The following is a 15,942-nucleotide window of genomic DNA, read 5'->3' as shown; positions in this document are numbered from 1 at the left end:
TTATGCTATATTAACTCTATCAATAGGAAGGTAGGGAACAGTCATGAAAATTGAAGTATGGTCGGATTTTGTTTGTCCATTTTGTTATATTGGAAAGCGTCGTTTAGAGCAGGCTTTAGAGGAGTTTGATCAAAAAGACAAGGTAGAAGTTAGCTTTAAAAGCTTTGAGCTACAGCCTCATCTACCAAGCGATAAAAGTGTAACTGTTCATGAAATGCTCGCTAAAAAGATGAATATGTCTCCTGAGCAGGCAAAGGCAATGAACAATCAGGTCATTGCTAGTGCAGCAACTGTAGGATTGGCATACCAATTTGACGAAATGAAACAAACAAATACATTAGATGCGCATCGCTTAGTGAAATATGCAGAGTCTGCAGGAAAAGGTGGCGAATTAACAGAACGTCTTTTAAGCGCTCACTTCTTAGAATCTCAATTCATAGGTGAGCACGAAACTCTTTTAAACTTAGCTACCGAAGTAGGATTAAATCGGGAGGAAGCAAGCAAAGTTTTATCAAGCTCCGATTATTTAGACGAAGTCCGAATGGATCAGCAAGAAGGTCAGCAGCTCGGTGTTCAAGGAGTGCCTTTCTTTGTTTTCAACAGAAAATATGCCATTTCTGGAGCGCAGCCTCACGAAGCCTTCGTCCAAACATTACAGAAAGTTTGGGAGGAAGAAAATCAAACCACTCCTCTTCAACATATTCAAACTGATTCAGATGCAACTTGTACAGATGATGGTTGTGAAATTACGGAGAGAAACAAAGAAGTTTAAAAATAGAGGCTATCGTGATATGTCCGCGATCAATCTCTATCCATATATATAACAAAAGGCCATTACTGAATAGCTCTCAGCAATGGCCTTTTGTTATTTCATTTCTAATAAAGCCTTATAGATTTCATTTATAGTCGGTAGCTTTAACATTTTGCGATTACTGTAAACATTAATAAGCTCCTTTTGAATTATCTCTCTTGCAAACTGTTCACGATCATTAGACTTGAACATTTGGCGTAATAATTTAGGAATTTTGTATTTCGATTTAAATATATCCAAAAGAGTTTGAAGCTCTTTTTCGTTCAACAAATGGTTGTATACATGTTGTTCGAGCTGTACCTCGAATAAATCTAGCATCTCTTTTGCATCGTCTTCAATAAAACGATTTAAAATCCTACTTGCAATTTTAGATGTGACAATACTACCGATGATTAAACCAACTATACCGCCTATTAGAGCCCCAGTGCTTGTACTCCCCAATGGAATAAGAGCACCTATGGCCGCACCGATTGCCATACCTCCTATACTACCTGCCACATTTGCAGCTGTTTTCGTGATGTTTTTAAACAGCTGCGTTTTAGACATCTCACCTTTTATAGCTCGGGAAATGTCTAAGGTAGAAAGCATACCAGTTACTAATGCGCCGGTAACCACGTTAGCATTTAGTAGTAGAATAGTTTTTTTAGCTGCTAGTGAGCCAATCATAGCCTTATGAGTAAACTTTCCGGCAGCTTTCTTTGCTACAACCTTCGCTCCATTTTTTCGAATAGCCCCCCTGACGCCAATCCCTAATTCAAAAGCATCATCTAGCTCAATATCCTGCATGTCATTTGACAGTACCTCATCTACTACTGCTTCTCCCACTATATTTAACCCAGTGAATACCGCATTTTCTACCGCTTCCTCACGAGTGGCTCCGTTCCATGTACTTTGCGCAAAAGCAACAGCAGCACTCATTCCTAATGACTCATTTAGAAGCTGAACTCGCCCTGATTCCTCTAAGATTAGTCCGTCTACAAGACCAGCATGCGCTATATAGCGAACTTGTTTATATGTAAAAGCACCTTGCTTCACTGTTTCTCTTGCAAGCACTTCATTTTGTAAACGGTCTGATAGTTGTGAAACCACATCATCATACTGGTCAAATGCGACTTCTAGTTTGATAGGACCTAATTGGTTCATGTACAATAGCTGATTGTCTAACAAACTTGCCTCTACTGTTTCGTTTACAGAAGAGCAATAAATATTTTGTAAAAAGTGCTCATTCTTAATATATTCCATGTTTTCCACGTTCATCTTGCCTCCACTGGTTTCTTCTAATAAATAAGGAAACCATATAACTCATAAGTTGTATAGTAAAAAAGATATAACAACATTAATTTGTCACACGTTTGGTGAAATCCTTAATATGGGGATAACTTTCAGTAGTATTTAATAATAGGGATAACTATGTGTATAAGTGCATAACTTTTTAGGAATTATCTACATTCTCCCAAAAAAGATATTATAAATTTTTGGATATGTGTGTAACTTTGTGGAGAAAGTCTAATTTTTACTATAATGAGCTGCTACATTTTATCTTTTGGGGAGAAGCTGTTTATAAGTTTGTTTTTCTTTTTGAAGATAGAACACCTTTTAGATAAGACAAAAGCTTTCCATTTTAAAGTTTTCTTTAGTATCTTTAATTTACTATTTATCTTTTTTAAACTGTAAACTTGGAGAGGTGACGATAATTGCAAAACTATAGAATAGACCAAAGCAAAGGCTTAGAGTTTGGCCTTTATACACTAGGGGACCATATTCCTAATCCCCATACTGGTGAACGTATTTCTTCCGCTCAGCGACTTAACGAAATAATAGAGTTAGCCAAATTAGCCGAGCAGGCAGGGCTAGATTTTTTTAGCGTAGGGGAAAGTCATCAGGAGTACTTTACTACACAAGCTCATTCGGTTGTTTTGGCTGCTATAGCACAAGCCACGAACACACTTAAAATTGCGAGCTCTTCTACGATCATAAGTACCTCTGACCCCGTACGGGTTTATGAAGATTTTGCTACAATTGATTTAATCTCCAAAGGTCGCACAGAAATTATTGCTGGCAGGGCTTCCCGAGTTGGTCTTTTCGATTTGTTGGGCTATAACGTACGAGATTATGAAGAGCTCTTTGAAGAAAAATTTGAGCTGCTCCTTCAAATTAATAAAGAAGAGATCATAAACTGGAGCGGTGAATTTCGTGCTCCATTAAAGGATGCACAGGTTATCCCTCGCCCGCAAAACGGTTCTTTACCAATTTGGCGAGCTGTTGGTGGACGTCCAGAAAGCGCGATCAAAGCAGGACATGCAGGCGTTCCAATGTTTATAGCAACATTAGGAGGTCCTGCTACTAGCTTTAAAGTTTCCATAGATGCTTATCGAAATGCAGCAAAAGAAAATGGTTTTAATCCTGAAGCGCTTCCTGTTGCAACTGCAGGATTTTTCTATGCTGCAGAAACAACCCAGCTAGCACAACAAGAAATTTACCCTTATCTAAACCAAGGTCTCCAGCTAATCAACGGGCATGGTTATCCTAAGCATCAATTTATGCAAGGTGCCGATCGCCATGATGTGATGAATATCGGAAGTCCTCAACAAATTATTGAAAAAATCCTCTATCAGCATGAGGTTTTTGGCCATCAACGGTATATTGCACAAATGGACTTTGGTGGGGTACCTTTTGAGAATTTAGTAAAAAATCTCGAACTAATAGGCAATGAAATTCTTCCCGCTATTAAGAAATACACAAAAAAATAATATACATTAAAAGGAGATCCCAAACTAGGCGATCTCCTTTTTTCATCTATTTAAGTTTAGGTAATCTAACTTCAAGCTGGTTATTCTTATAGTTTACAGTGATGTCTTCCTTAGAAACCAAGCTCGGAAGTGATATAGAACGGTGAAATCGACTTACGTAATGTGAATTTCTATTGTTTGCTTCTTCGGAGTGGTTAATCATGCCATTTATCATTAGCATGTTGTTTACCACTTCAATTTCGATATCACTATTTTTGTCCAAGCCAGGAATATTGCACAATGCAACGATTTCATTTTCCGTTTCCTGCATATCCGTATGCAAGCTTCCGAGTTGCATCACCTTAAAAAGGGGAAGCTCTCCAAAAAAGCGTTCAATTTCTTTAAATATATTAGTGGTTAGCTGATTAAATGGATCAGACGGCAGTAATGACATTAACTTGCCTCCTCATTTTATTTGAAGGTGATACAAATATTTTGTACATCACCTTGCATCGTCTAACCTTTATATATGTAATTCAACTGCTTTCATCTAGGCTCCCTGTTTAATTCACAAAAAAAGAAAGAGGGGTAAGACCCCTCTTCCTGGTTATGCCTTTAAAAGAATATTAACAATAGAGTACCGACGATAAAGCAATAATAAGTAAAATAATGCAATTTCCCATTCTTCATGATTCCCATAAACCATCTCATAGCAAAATAGGACATGATAAAAGTACTTACAAACGCCGCCAAGTAAGGAATGGCTAATTCAGCCTTGTTTGGTTCATCGATAAAATCGGATAAGCCTAATACAACCCCTCCTAAACTTATCGGGATATAAAGCATAAAGGAGAACCTTAGTGCTGTCTCCTGTTTCATCCCTACTGCTATCGAGGAAATAATGGTAGCTCCTGATCTACTGATACCAGGTGTTAAAGCAACTGCTTGGCCTAAACCAACAATCCAAGCATCCTTGGCAGTCAGGTCTTTTTCTCCTTTTGTCCCCTTCATATTTCGAATGGTCCATAAGGCTAACCCTGTGATGAAAAGCATTATTGCAATTACTGTCAGACTGATGCTTTCAGCTATCCAATCACTCAACAGGACCCCTAATATGCCCGCTGGAATCGTCCCAATAATTATAAAAAGCACAAATCGAAAATCACTTTTGTAACGCGTGTCTTTCTTCTGCACATAGGAAATAGAATTTGTTGCTAGTCTAACAATATCCTGTCTATAAATGAGCAAGATAGCCAGCAAAGAGGCTGTGTTTGTTAGTATCGCAAAGGTGAAGCCTTGTTCTCCTACTCCTAGTAGCTCACTAACAATCATGACATGCCCACTCGATGAAACCGGAATTGGCTCTGTAAAGCCTTGAACAAGTCCAATAATAATCATTTTTAAAGTAAATATTAAGTCTTCCATTTTTCCCCCTATAGAACATTTATAATGTAAACAGACGTTTTATCCTAAAGAATGTTTCCATTGTTAAGCATTATATGCACGATATTATTAGAACAGTAATAGAGATTCTATATCTATAAGTTAATACCTAAAGAGTTAAAGCCAAGATAAATATGAAATTTTGAAACTGCCTTCTCTCTTTGCTAATTACTTCAACATCTATTTAGTAGCGGTGAGATTTTTAGACGTATTGTACGCTTCTAATCGAATAACACATTAAAAAGCAAAAATACCTCGAGAGTTTCATCCCTGGAGGTATTTTTCGATGCTCTTACTTTGATGCTCTTACTTAATAGAAAATAGTTAATGATAGTTAGTAAGCACTCCAACCACCATCAGCTGTTACTACAATACCATTGATAAGTGAAGATTCTTCAGAGGCTAGGAATAGGGCAATATTTGAGATGTCTGATACTTGACCTGCTCTTGTCATCATTCCAACACCTCGTGTGGCTTGCTTCATACCGAATGGATCAACATTATCCATAGCTGCTGCGAATCCTGTTTCTACGTGCCCAGGTGCAATGGCATTGGAACGAATACCAAGTGGTCCATAATGCGAAGCAACATTTTTAGTCATACCAACAACAGCATGCTTAGCTGCAGTATAAGTAAGTCCACCACGACCACCCATTACACCTGATAATGATGCCATGTTGATAATTGTGCCACTTCCGTTCTTTTCAAAATGAGGGAGCACTTGACGTATACAGCGCATAACACCTGTTACATTAATATTCATAACACGGTTCCATATATCATCCTCGACATTAGCGGCTGCTTGCATATTATCACCTACACCTGCATTGTTCACTAAAATATCAATGCGACCAAAATGCTCAATTGTGGAGGAAACCATTTTTTTCACATCATTCTCGTTTGCAACATTCACTTTAACACCAAAAGCAGAAAATCCTGATTCTGTTAATTCTTTTACGGTAGATTGCAGAGCTTCCTCGTTAAAGTCAGCGATTACTACACTAGCGCCTTCTTTTGCATATGCAATTGCAATTTCCTTACCAATTCCAGCTCCACTTCCGGTGATTATAGCAGTTTTGTTTTCTAAACGGTTCATTTTCAAGCTCCTCTTAAAAGTATTAGATTCATTGTTATCTTAGTACAAAAAGATTCAACTATACAAAAAATAAGTCTATCGCTAGCTACAACATGGAAAAACAACAATATTAAAGAGATAATAACGAATTTTATATTCGTTTATGTAATTTTTTTAAGTAAAGCCTACATAAAATAATTTTTTTCTAATAAAGTATTATATACGTTATAATTCGTCACCTAATAGTGTATGATATACAGTATAGAAAAAGAGGTGAGAATAATTGGTTAATTTGTTGGATTCATACATGACTGAACTTAGAAGAGGAACGCTTCCTTTAGCAGTTTTAAGTCAATTACGAAAGCCACAGTACGGTTATTCGTTAGTTCAAGGATTAGAAAGTGCTGGGGTTTCTATTGAACAAAGTACACTATATCCCTTACTACGTCGTTTAGAGAAACAAGATTTATTAACAAGTAGCTGGGATACAACAGAAAGTAGACCAAGAAAGTATTATGTACTAAGTGATTATGGCATAGAGGTTTTTGAACTATTAAAAGGAGAGTGGGAGAAAATGACTTTAGAATTGAGGTCACTTTTAGAGGGAGATGATTTAAATGAATTTGATTGATGCTTATGTGTATGAAGTAACAAGAAGACTTCCAAAAAAATCGCGAGATGATATTGCAATGGAGCTAAAATTTTCGATTGAAGATATGCTCCCAGAGGGCTATACAGAAAAAGAAGTAAAAGAGGCGCTAGCTAAAATGGACGATCCTGCTGTTTTAGCAGCAAGCTATCGTGATAAGCCGATGTATTTAATCGGTCCAAGGGTTTATGACGCTTATATAGAAACACTAAAGATGATTTTCCCTTGGGCAATCCTTATATGTGTCATCCTAAATGTTGTTGCAAGTATTGGGCTTTTCAATGGAGAAGAAGCGGTATTATCGGTAATTATTAATATCTTTACAGACACTATCGTTAATGTCATATACCTTATTTCACAAGTATTTATCTGGGTCACTATAGTATTTGTCATTGTAGAACGAGTTGGTCTATCCAAAAATGATCTACCCTTAACGAAAAGAGGCACTCCTTGGACACCAGAGGATTTAAAGGATGTCCGAATCGTCCCTGCAAAAAAAATGATAACAACCGGAGAAATAGTTTTTAGTATCTTGTGGACTGTAATATGGGCTGTAATTTATTGGAACGCTGATCACCTTGCTGGAATATACCGGTCAGCTGAAGATACGGGCTTACAGCTAGTAATGCCCATTTTTGACCAACAGGTGTTACTATCATATTGGCCTTTAGTAGTAGCATTTATTGTACTTGAGATTGGGTTGGCTCTTTACAAGTGGTATGTTGGTCAATGGACAAAGAATGTTGCAATTGTAAATGGAATCATCCATACGATGAGTATTATTACTTTTATCATCATAACAAGTCATGCTAATTTATATAACGAGGCTACGATTCCTTATATGGCAAACGTTTTAGAAATGAACATCCCCTCCTTGCTATCTGTGATTGAAATAATATGGATTATCATTGTGGTATCTGTAGTCATTTCTACAGTTATGGAGCTAGCAGACAGCTATAAAAAGGCTAAAATTTAATAATATATACTCAACCCTCCAAGCAAATAATGCTTGGAGGGTTAACTATATCCACAACAAATACTTATACTTCCTCCTAAATAAAACTAATCCCCCTCTTAATACCTACCAATAAAATCTCAATATTCAACCTTAAATATGTCTAAAATGTGAACTACATAAATTTCCCTACGAAAAAAACACTTACATCACAAGAAATTATTTTGTTATAGTAACAACTAGACCGGTCAAAACAAAGAAATTATAAAAATACACAAATCGCTTATAGTCGACATATAGTGATTGCTATTTTTTACTTAAGTGTACTCATAGTACAACTTATAAATTATTTCTAAATAATAATGAAGTATATAAATACTTGGATATGTTATTTTTAGAGCTCAAGAAGCCCTAGAATAATATCTGCCATATCGGGACGTCAGTAGATGTTTACTCACGTTTACAAAACAAAGAAGTATTCCCCTTAAGACAAAGTCTAGGGGAATATCTATTTTATAGAGGGAGTTTCAAATATAAATGAATAAACAGTTCAAGACAGGACCGATAATGGCTGCTCTTTTAGTAGCAGGATTTGTCGGACTTTTTAGTGAAACCGCATTGAATATTGCTTTAGGAGACTTAAGTTTAATATTTGATGTTAAACCTACAACCATTCAATGGTTAGCCACGGGTTACTTTTTAACTTTAGGTATTTTAGTACCTGTAACGGGAATTCTGATGCAAAAATTTACAACACGTCAAATGTTCCTTACTTCTATTTCTTTATCCATTATCGGAACTATTTTAGCTGCAGTTTCACCGACTTTTAGCCTTTTGCTAGTTGGACGTATTATTCAAGCAGCAGGATTAGCGATCAATTTGCCATTAACGCAAAATGTCATCTTTACTATTTTCCCTCCTAACAAACGTGGTGCTGCAATGGGAGTAATGGGACTAGTTATGTTAGCAGGACCAGCATTAGGTCCAACGATTGCTGGACTAATTTTAGATACACTATCATGGGAATGGATCTTTTGGGTAACCATTCCGTTCTTACTACTCTCTGCTATCATCGGCTTAGTGTTCTTGCCTAATGTTAACGAAATTCGAAAAGTTTCTATAGACATTTTATCTGTTATTCTTTCAACGCTTGGCTTTGGGGGCATTGTATACGGAGTAAGTGTTGCCGGAGAACATGGCTGGACGAGTACAATCGTTATAACATCCATTATTGTTGGTGTGATTGCATTAATTCTGTTCTCTCTTCGTCAAACGAAAATGGAGAATCCAATGCTGAATTTGAAGGCCTTTAAATATCCTTTATTCGTCTTGGGAGTTGTAATGAGCTTTATCACATTCTTTAATATGCTATCATTGCTTGTTGTTTTACCTATGTACATGCAAATGGCATTATTAATGCTTGCCTTTACTACTGGCCTGGTATTACTACCAGGAAGCTTGTTGAATTGTATTTTAGCACCTACCATCGGACGGATGTTTGATAAGTTTGGTCCAAAAGCTGTAATAACTCCAGGTACTATCTTTGTTGTTATTGGGTATATCCTTTATGCTTCATTTGGTACCGACACAGCTACATGGTTATTAGTTGTTACACATATTATCATGATGCTTGGTATCGGTATGGTACTTGCTTCTACGCAAACAAATACACTAAATTCATTGCCTAGAGAATACTATCCAGATGGAATAGCATTAACTCAAACAGTTCAACAAGTAGCTGGGGCAATGGGTATTGCCATCATGGTTTCAGTGTTGTCTGCAAAACAAAGTAGCTATTTAACAACGGTTAATGATAATTTAGCAGAGGCAACTGCTTCTGGCTCATCATTCGTATTTACCCTAGGTTTAATATTGGCAATCGTAAATCTTGTGCTATCTCTATTTATGAAAAAGCCAGGAGAAGTAAGACTTAAAGAATAATACAAGCCCTCTCTACAAATAAAAAGCTCCGAAGATTTACGTAAAGTAAATATCGGAGCTTTCTTTTTGGTTACAAGCAACTTTGGAATGCAAGTAGAAGCCTAGCCAAAAGATTAAGTTAATGCTTGGCATGGCTCACAGCCTGATGCAATAAGTTCATCACGTGATCATCATCGCTTGAATAGTACATGGTAGTTCCTTCACGGCGAAACTTTACTAAGCGCAAGTTCTTTAAAAAGCGAAGCTGATGAGAAACCGTTGTTTGCCCTAAATTTAATGATTCAGCTATTTCATTGACAGAGTGCTCTTCACAGCATAAATAATTTAATATTCGTATACGAGTAGGATCACTTAGTGCTTTGAACGTCTGGGATACAACGAAAAGTGTTTCTTCATCTAAATCATGCTGTAACTTTTCCTCCACTTTGAACCCTCCTTATTTTAGTGATGGTGGTGATGATGTGCTCCTGTGTCTTCAGCCTTCGTTGTACATAAAATGGATGATTCGTGCTTATGTGATTCTGTTTCAAGTTGAATAGTCACATGCTGTATACTTTGATGAGCTAAATCGTGTTCTACTTTTTGCAGTAGTTTTTCACCCTCACCAATAGTCATTTCCTTATCTACAACTACATGACAGGAAAGTGCATTCAAGCCACTAGTTATAGACCATATGTGTAAATCATGTACACTATGGATTTCAGGGTTTTGTTCGATTGTTTGTACAATGTTATTTATGTCTACATTTTGTGGGGTACCTTCCATTAGAACATGAAGAGATGCCTTTGTTACAAAGTATCCACTTCTTAATACAAGCGCAGCGACAATCACACTAGCCAATGGATCTGCCCAGCCCCAGCCAAAGAACATAATGAGTAATGCAGCAATGATTGCTCCGACTGAGCCTAGCATATCGCTAATAACATGCAAGTAAGCTCCTCGCATATTCAGGTTGTCTTCTGTGTCACTACCTCGCATCATGAACCAAGCTACAAAAATGTTAACCGCTAACCCAATAAAACTAATGATTAGCATTCCAGTTGTAGCAACCTCTGGTGGATTAGCAAATCGCATAAATGCCTCATAAAAGATAAAGAATGCAATCCCCATAAGCGTTAGGCCATTGAGCACAGCCGCTAATATTTCAAAGCGCTTATATCCATATGTTTTGTTATTATTTGCAGCTTTTTCTCCAAGGCTAAGGGCCAATAATGCAATGGCCAAAGATACAGCATCGCTTAACATATGGCCAGCATCTGAAAGAAGCGCCAAACTATTGGTCAAATAGCCCCCTATTGCCTCTACAATCATATAGGTAAAAATGATAAAAAAAGAAACGAGCAATACTTTTTTATTGGCACCGTGTGTGTGATTATGATGATCCGACATAATAACTCCCTGCCCCCCCATTTAAAGTAAACCTAAAACTTATATATGATTATATATTCATATATACATAATATATCCTCTTTATTATTTTGTAAACGGGATTGATTCACTAAAGGCATATTAAATTTTATGTATGAAAAAAAGCCCACACTAGTAAGTATCGGCTCCTGGTTTAGCTGCTTATAATATTTACTACTTATGGAACAGGGAATTCCTCTACTTTAAGTTGTTATCCCCTTATTTTTGTTTGTAGCAAGTAAGATAATTGCTACACCAATCGCTAAAATTCCTATTAAAAGAGTACTATAAAAAAACATGGTTAGACCTATCGTTGGGGAACCCGATACTAAACTACAAAGAACTAAGAATACAATTCCAATACCAGTTAGAAAATAAGAAAATAGCTTTGTTTTACGTCTAAATAATATGTAGCCGATCAGTATAATTAAATACGTTCCACTTAATAGCATAGCTAGAGGATAGGCAGGTACGAATTTAGCAGCATATATAAAATAATCTATTGTCAAAATGTCATTCGTTTGGTTTACTGACCCATTAAACCAATTTGAAAAAACAGCTGTATGCTTCCACTCCCATATATCTTGCGTTAATGTACTTCCCTCATACCAAGACGCAATTGTAGAAAATACTAATACTCCCAAAGCTATGCCAGCTTGTATAAAAAGTTTCAAATACTTCTCACCTCCTATTATAGATACATTACCATTTTTTATCTTTATGTGACCAGTTTTACCCGTCTAATCTACTGTTTATTTCTTCTTTTTAGTTATGTTACTCCGATATAAATCGCTAAAACTAAATTTATCATAAACAAAGCCAATCCAATCTAGATATATCATGAATCAATAGAAAGAGGGTCATTCAGCTATGGAATTAGCTGAATGACCCTCTTATATTTCATTTCTTTTAATACGTCTAATTAACTCCTCAAGCCAATGCGAGGTATGATCGGTCTTATCTGAAAAATATTCTCCAAGATAATTGACTAAATGCTCTTTCTCCTCTGTTAACTGTACTTGGTTTTCTAAGTTTTTTATGTTATCCCATCGTTCCTTGAGAAGCATTATTTTCTTTTCAAGTATCTCAATTACTTTTTCGCGATCAACATATTCTATATTTGCTAGAGCGATGACCATCCCGCTAATTGTATCTGTATTCTCAAATATATGATAAATTTTTTGTGGTAAAGCAGCTTTACCTTTCTCAGTAATCGCAAATACTTGTTTATCGGGTCGGTGCTCTTCCTTAATAATTTCTACCGGTTCAATCAGTCCTTGTTTTACCAAAGATTCAAAATGATAATATAGCTTACTTTCTGTCACTCCCCCTAATTGATCTAAGGGAATTGGCTCTGAAAGCTCTTTTTTTAACTTATATGGATAGTTATTATCCTGCATTAATTTGCCCAATATATATATTTGAATTGCCATTATAGTACAGCCCCTTTGGCAAGAATTATATTCATTGTAGCAAAATCATGCAGTAATTTCAGTATTATTCACAACTTCCTTTGTTTCGCTTATTGAAGCTCTTTCCATTGGAACGGGTTTATGGACGAAGGCTGCAAGCAGCATATTTATTAGCATTGCTCCTAAACCGACCGCAACCATGCCCCATACATAAGGTGCTGGGCTAATACCTCCATACATATTAGCAAAGTATGCTTGTACAGAATAATACATTGGGGAAATATAACTTACCCACTCGTACGGTCCATACATCATGTCTCTTGTAATGGTTGCTCCATTTGCAATGGTCTGTACTAGTAGGACTGGTATGTTCAGAATCATACCGCCCTCCCCCACAAGGAATATAAACATTGCCGTAAAGTTAAATGCTACCATATAGTTTAAAACTTGCTGACCAAAAAGACCTAAAAATAAATCTCCACTTGGTTCATTTACTAGATAGGTAATCCCCATTGCTGCAAGAGCCGCAAGCACGGCAATCATTAATGCAGTCAATTGCACGTAAACGAATAAACGAGTTTTGCTCGCTTTTCCAAGGCTCTCCTTGAAGGAAGCTACTAATTGCATTGCTGCAATCATTGCCCCTACATAACCTGCCATTGTTAAGAACATCGGAAGCATGTTGTTATGCATACCATCCGGGATATCATTGATCGTTACTACGTTTCCAACATAAGATGTTTCAATCGTTTCTGCCATTGCAGCAGCTTGGTCTTCAGGAACATTAAAGTTCATTAACACTCCCTGTGCGGTCTGCTGAGAAAACTGAGCGCTTAACTGATTGTTTATCTCCGTGACAATAGACGTCATGGAGGAAGAAACAACTGTTGCACCCGCTTCGTTAACAGTGAAGTCAATACTGGATGATACTTTTCCGTTTTGCATGTTTGCCGAGAAATTTTCAGGAATGTGAATTACTAGAGTTACTTCATTTTCCTCTAGCTGTTCTAACGCATTCTTATTGGACAAATCTGTTTTAATCTCTTCAAATGGTAAACTTTCTTTTAACTGGTCGGCAATCACCGAGCCATATTCACCGGCATCCTCATTGACTAGGGCTATTGGAAGTTGATCGATATTACCTGGGATCGCTGTATACCCTGGAAGAAAAATCCCCAGCATAGCAACTGCATAAAATATCCCCATAAAAATGGAAGCAATAGCTCCCTTTGTTTTCAAAAATTGTGTAAACTTCATTTACCTTTTTCCTTCTTTCATTATCTAATCACTTTAAATAAACTACTTTAATTTGAGTACTTTAAATAAATCACTTTGTAAGTATAATCTTTTAAAAGTAAATTGGCAAAAGAAAAAGGGTTCTTTTCGTATTTCATACGCTAAATATGTCCAAACTAAGAGTTAATTTTGTTTGAACAAATTCTCTAAGTGTTTTTAAGTGTTCCTACTTACTATGGTCGAGCTAAATATGGACTTATAAAAAAGAGCTTAGCAGTGAACATATGTTCATGCTAAGCTCTTTCGTTTCCACAAACAAACCTCTAAATTTGAGTTACTTAAAGCTTGGAATTGTGATCTATTTTCAATTGATGCACCACGGACAGAGAGCGATGTGAGTGACAAAATAAATAGTCCACGTTGGGAAGCTATCTATTTCTTCATCTTAATGGAGTTTAGAATTTTTAAAAACTAACCAATTATTTCTTGACGTGCCTTAAAACTAAACGTATAATTCTAAATCGTAACCATTACTATTTATAAAAGGAGTGTTATTTATGAAGATATCGTTAGGAAATGGGTTAAGCTTTTTAGCTATCAGCACCTTATTAGTTGGATGTCAGGCTACTGATCTCTCCGAAGAAAAGAACCTTGAGAACGAGACGTCCCAGGAAGCAACAGACAAGCGTGTTGAAAAAAGTGAACATGGGCATAATCACTCTCATGTCGAAAAAAAAGATAAGATTTACGCCGGTTATTTTAAAGATAGTCAAGTACAGCATCGTGCTCTTTCGGATTGGGATGGTGACTGGCAATCCGTCTATCCATACCTCGAGGATGGCTCACTTGATGAAGTATTTGCACATAAGGCAGAGCATGAAGGCAAGAAGTCTGCTGAAGACTATAAGGAATACTACCGAGTTGGATATCAAACAGATGTTGATCGTATTGTGATTAAGGAGGACACGATCACCTTTTACAGGGGGGAAAAAGAGGTGAAAGGCCAGTATATATATGATGGCTATGAGATTTTGACCTATGAGGCAGGAAATAAAGGAGTAAGATACATATTTAAGCTTAAGGAAGAAACACAAGGTCTTCCACAATACGTTCAGTTCAGTGATCATATTATATCTCCGAAGGAGTCTGACCACTATCACCTCTATTGGGGGAACGACCGACAGACTTTACTTCAGGAAGTAAATAACTGGCCAACCTTCTTCCCATCAGGAATGAGCGGGCATGATATAAGCCATGACATGATATCGCATTAACCTACAATCATCTACATCTTCACTATTTGTTGTTACATTATTAACCGCTATTTAAGAAAATTTTCTCAAACGTTGAAAGAGAGAATTAGTCCCCTTATCACGTTAAGTTTAAGTGGCAACGAATTATATCAATTTATTATTCTTATAAGAATTCCATTAAAAGTCTAAGTCTAGAAGGCACTTTTCCATATATTATAAATAGGTTTACTCTGTAAGGAGGTGAGTACATGCCACTTTTTTCACCAGTACCAAGAAGATCCTTTCCTCCAGGTTATAGACAAGGGTTTGGCCCTCCTTATCAAGGGCAACAGTTCGGTCCTCCTTACCAAGGGCAACCTTTTGGGCCTCCTTACCAAGGACAACCATTTGGGCAACCATTTGGACCACCTAATCAGGGGCAACAGTTTGGTCCCCCTAATCAGGGACAACCATTTGGGCAACCTTTTGATAATAGATGGAACCAGCCTTCTTCCAATAATACTTCCCCAGGCTTTTTAGGAAGACTGCCCAATCATATCAACACACTTGCGGGTCACGCCACTACCTTACAAAATGGTTATAACATGATGAGACAATTAGGATCTGCTATAGGCTTGTTTAGGTAGTTAAAAGCCGATGTTCCTCACTATTTAAGGACATCGGCTTTTTGTAATTATTGTCTTGTATTTGATTGTCATCTAAAAAAAACAACTAACTCAATTAAGAGAAAGTCGATTTTTTTAGAAGAAAGTTAAAAATGGGATATATTTTTTTAAAACATTATTAGTAGCTTTCTACCTAATAAATGAATGATGCTCCCACAATAATAAGTAGGATAAATAACACTACAAGCAGTACGAAACCTGATCCGCTATTGCCGTAACCCGATCCTCCGCCTTGATTTTCATATCCAGACATTTACTATTCCCCCTCTCCTCCTGATACTTATAGATTATGTAAGAAAAAAATTATGGATAAGGTAATTTATTACATAATCAATAAATAATTATTGGAGAAAAGAGAGAATCTGG

Annotated in this window: 17 protein-coding genes; 7 read left to right on the top strand and 10 right to left on the bottom strand. The window is 36.6% G+C overall.

What is annotated here, in order from left to right; all coding sequences use genetic code 11:
* Positions 1–43 precede the first annotated feature (43 nt).
* Positions 44–772: a DsbA family oxidoreductase gene (locus MKX96_RS01615; protein ID WP_340881465.1), complete on the top strand. Its 729-nt coding sequence runs from the start codon at positions 44–46 to the stop codon at positions 770–772.
* Positions 773–865: 93 nt separating this feature from the next.
* On the opposite strand, the gene MKX96_RS01610 is transcribed toward MKX96_RS01615, so the two are convergent.
* Positions 866–2,062, bottom strand: coding sequence for a hypothetical protein (locus MKX96_RS01610; RefSeq protein ID WP_340881463.1), 1,197 nt, complete (start codon positions 2,060–2,062; stop codon positions 866–868).
* A 443-nt stretch (positions 2,063–2,505) separates the two neighbouring features.
* On the opposite strand from MKX96_RS01610, the gene MKX96_RS01605 reads away from it, so the two are divergent.
* Positions 2,506–3,561, top strand: coding sequence for an LLM class flavin-dependent oxidoreductase (locus tag MKX96_RS01605; protein ID WP_340881461.1), 1,056 nt, complete (start codon positions 2,506–2,508; stop codon positions 3,559–3,561).
* Between the two features lie 46 nt (positions 3,562–3,607).
* Here MKX96_RS01605 and MKX96_RS01600 read toward each other — a convergent pair whose 3' ends face one another.
* The 3 genes from MKX96_RS01600 to MKX96_RS01590 form a co-directional block, all read right to left on the bottom strand.
* Positions 3,608–3,994 (bottom strand): Hsp20/alpha crystallin family protein, encoded by a 387-nt coding sequence (locus MKX96_RS01600; protein ID WP_340881459.1) that lies wholly within the window; start codon positions 3,992–3,994, stop codon positions 3,608–3,610.
* Positions 3,995–4,155: 161 nt separating this feature from the next.
* Entirely contained in the window at positions 4,156–4,965 is an 810-nt protein-coding gene (locus MKX96_RS01595; RefSeq protein WP_340881458.1) for an undecaprenyl-diphosphate phosphatase, read from the bottom strand.
* Positions 4,966–5,317: 352 nt separating this feature from the next.
* Positions 5,318–6,079 (bottom strand): glucose 1-dehydrogenase, encoded by a 762-nt coding sequence (locus MKX96_RS01590; protein WP_340881456.1) that lies wholly within the window; start codon positions 6,077–6,079, stop codon positions 5,318–5,320.
* 262 nt (positions 6,080–6,341) lie between these two features.
* Here MKX96_RS01590 and MKX96_RS01585 point away from each other — a divergent pair, with 262 nt between their 5' ends.
* From MKX96_RS01585 to MKX96_RS01575, 3 genes are all read left to right on the top strand, one after another.
* Complete coding sequence (locus MKX96_RS01585) at positions 6,342–6,689, top strand: PadR family transcriptional regulator (protein WP_251556975.1); 348 nt, start codon at positions 6,342–6,344, stop codon at positions 6,687–6,689.
* Positions 6,676–7,683, top strand: a complete 1,008-nt coding sequence (locus MKX96_RS01580) for an HAAS signaling domain-containing protein (RefSeq protein ID WP_251556976.1) — start codon at positions 6,676–6,678, stop codon at positions 7,681–7,683. Before MKX96_RS01585 ends, MKX96_RS01580 begins: the two co-directional genes overlap by 14 nt.
* Positions 7,684–8,199: 516 nt before the next feature.
* Positions 8,200–9,603 (top strand): DHA2 family efflux MFS transporter permease subunit, encoded by a 1,404-nt coding sequence (locus MKX96_RS01575; RefSeq protein ID WP_251556977.1) that lies wholly within the window; start codon positions 8,200–8,202, stop codon positions 9,601–9,603.
* Positions 9,604–9,721: 118 nt separating this feature from the next.
* On the opposite strand, the gene MKX96_RS01570 is transcribed toward MKX96_RS01575, so the two are convergent.
* The 5 genes from MKX96_RS01570 to MKX96_RS01550 form a co-directional block, all read right to left on the bottom strand.
* Positions 9,722–10,027: an ArsR/SmtB family transcription factor gene (locus MKX96_RS01570; RefSeq protein ID WP_251556978.1), complete on the bottom strand. Its 306-nt coding sequence runs from the start codon at positions 10,025–10,027 to the stop codon at positions 9,722–9,724.
* Positions 10,028–10,044: 17 nt separating this feature from the next.
* Complete coding sequence (locus MKX96_RS01565; RefSeq protein WP_340881452.1) at positions 10,045–10,992, bottom strand: cation diffusion facilitator family transporter; 948 nt, start codon at positions 10,990–10,992, stop codon at positions 10,045–10,047.
* A gap of 221 nt (positions 10,993–11,213) precedes the next feature.
* On the bottom strand, positions 11,214–11,684 hold the full coding sequence (locus MKX96_RS01560; protein ID WP_340881450.1) for a YjdJ family protein: 471 nt from the start codon (positions 11,682–11,684) through the stop codon (positions 11,214–11,216).
* A gap of 219 nt (positions 11,685–11,903) precedes the next feature.
* Complete coding sequence (locus MKX96_RS01555; protein WP_340881448.1) at positions 11,904–12,443, bottom strand: PadR family transcriptional regulator; 540 nt, start codon at positions 12,441–12,443, stop codon at positions 11,904–11,906.
* A 45-nt stretch (positions 12,444–12,488) separates the two neighbouring features.
* Positions 12,489–13,679 carry a YhgE/Pip domain-containing protein gene (locus tag MKX96_RS01550; RefSeq protein WP_340881446.1) on the bottom strand — a complete coding sequence of 397 codons (1,191 nt, stop codon included), beginning with the start codon at positions 13,677–13,679 and terminating at the stop codon, positions 12,489–12,491.
* Positions 13,680–14,215: 536 nt separating this feature from the next.
* On the opposite strand from MKX96_RS01550, the gene MKX96_RS01545 reads away from it, so the two are divergent.
* Positions 14,216–14,932 (top strand): metal-binding protein ZinT, encoded by a 717-nt coding sequence (locus MKX96_RS01545; protein ID WP_251556987.1) that lies wholly within the window; start codon positions 14,216–14,218, stop codon positions 14,930–14,932.
* A gap of 227 nt (positions 14,933–15,159) precedes the next feature.
* The gene (locus MKX96_RS01540; protein ID WP_340881443.1) at positions 15,160–15,537 is read left to right on the top strand and encodes a hypothetical protein; all 378 of its coding nucleotides are present in this window, start codon (positions 15,160–15,162) and stop codon (positions 15,535–15,537) included.
* 172 nt (positions 15,538–15,709) lie between these two features.
* Here MKX96_RS01540 and MKX96_RS01535 read toward each other — a convergent pair whose 3' ends face one another.
* Positions 15,710–15,829 (bottom strand): YjcZ family sporulation protein, encoded by a 120-nt coding sequence (locus MKX96_RS01535; RefSeq protein WP_169358338.1) that lies wholly within the window; start codon positions 15,827–15,829, stop codon positions 15,710–15,712.
* Between the last annotated feature and the right edge of the window lie 113 nt (positions 15,830–15,942).

It is taken from the genome of Psychrobacillus sp. FSL W7-1493, assembly GCF_038004905.1.
In the GTDB taxonomy this organism is placed as follows: Bacteria; Bacillota; Bacilli; order Bacillales_A; family Planococcaceae; genus Psychrobacillus.
This window is presented reverse-complemented; position numbering and strand designations above follow the sequence as displayed.

What these genes read in the sequence shown, in the direction of transcription:
- MKX96_RS01615 (WP_340881465.1), top strand. Translation starts at nt 44, where the DNA reads ATGAAAATTGAAGTATGGTCGGATTTTGTTTGTCCATTTTGTTATATT.
- MKX96_RS01600 (WP_340881459.1), bottom strand. Translation starts at nt 3,994, where the DNA reads ATGTCATTACTGCCGTCTGATCCATTTAATCAGCTAACCACTAATATA.
- MKX96_RS01595 (WP_340881458.1), bottom strand. Translation starts at nt 4,965, where the DNA reads ATGGAAGACTTAATATTTACTTTAAAAATGATTATTATTGGACTTGTT.
- MKX96_RS01590 (WP_340881456.1), bottom strand. Translation starts at nt 6,079, where the DNA reads ATGAACCGTTTAGAAAACAAAACTGCTATAATCACCGGAAGTGGAGCT.
- MKX96_RS01580 (WP_251556976.1), top strand. Translation starts at nt 6,676, where the DNA reads ATGAATTTGATTGATGCTTATGTGTATGAAGTAACAAGAAGACTTCCA.
- MKX96_RS01575 (WP_251556977.1), top strand. Translation starts at nt 8,200, where the DNA reads ATGAATAAACAGTTCAAGACAGGACCGATAATGGCTGCTCTTTTAGTA.
- MKX96_RS01565 (WP_340881452.1), bottom strand. Translation starts at nt 10,992, where the DNA reads ATGTCGGATCATCATAATCACACACACGGTGCCAATAAAAAAGTATTG.
- MKX96_RS01555 (WP_340881448.1), bottom strand. Translation starts at nt 12,443, where the DNA reads ATGGCAATTCAAATATATATATTGGGCAAATTAATGCAGGATAATAAC.
- MKX96_RS01550 (WP_340881446.1), bottom strand. Translation starts at nt 13,679, where the DNA reads ATGAAGTTTACACAATTTTTGAAAACAAAGGGAGCTATTGCTTCCATT.
- MKX96_RS01545 (WP_251556987.1), top strand. Translation starts at nt 14,216, where the DNA reads ATGAAGATATCGTTAGGAAATGGGTTAAGCTTTTTAGCTATCAGCACC.
- MKX96_RS01540 (WP_340881443.1), top strand. Translation starts at nt 15,160, where the DNA reads ATGCCACTTTTTTCACCAGTACCAAGAAGATCCTTTCCTCCAGGTTAT.
- MKX96_RS01535 (WP_169358338.1), bottom strand. Translation starts at nt 15,829, where the DNA reads ATGTCTGGATATGAAAATCAAGGCGGAGGATCGGGTTACGGCAATAGC.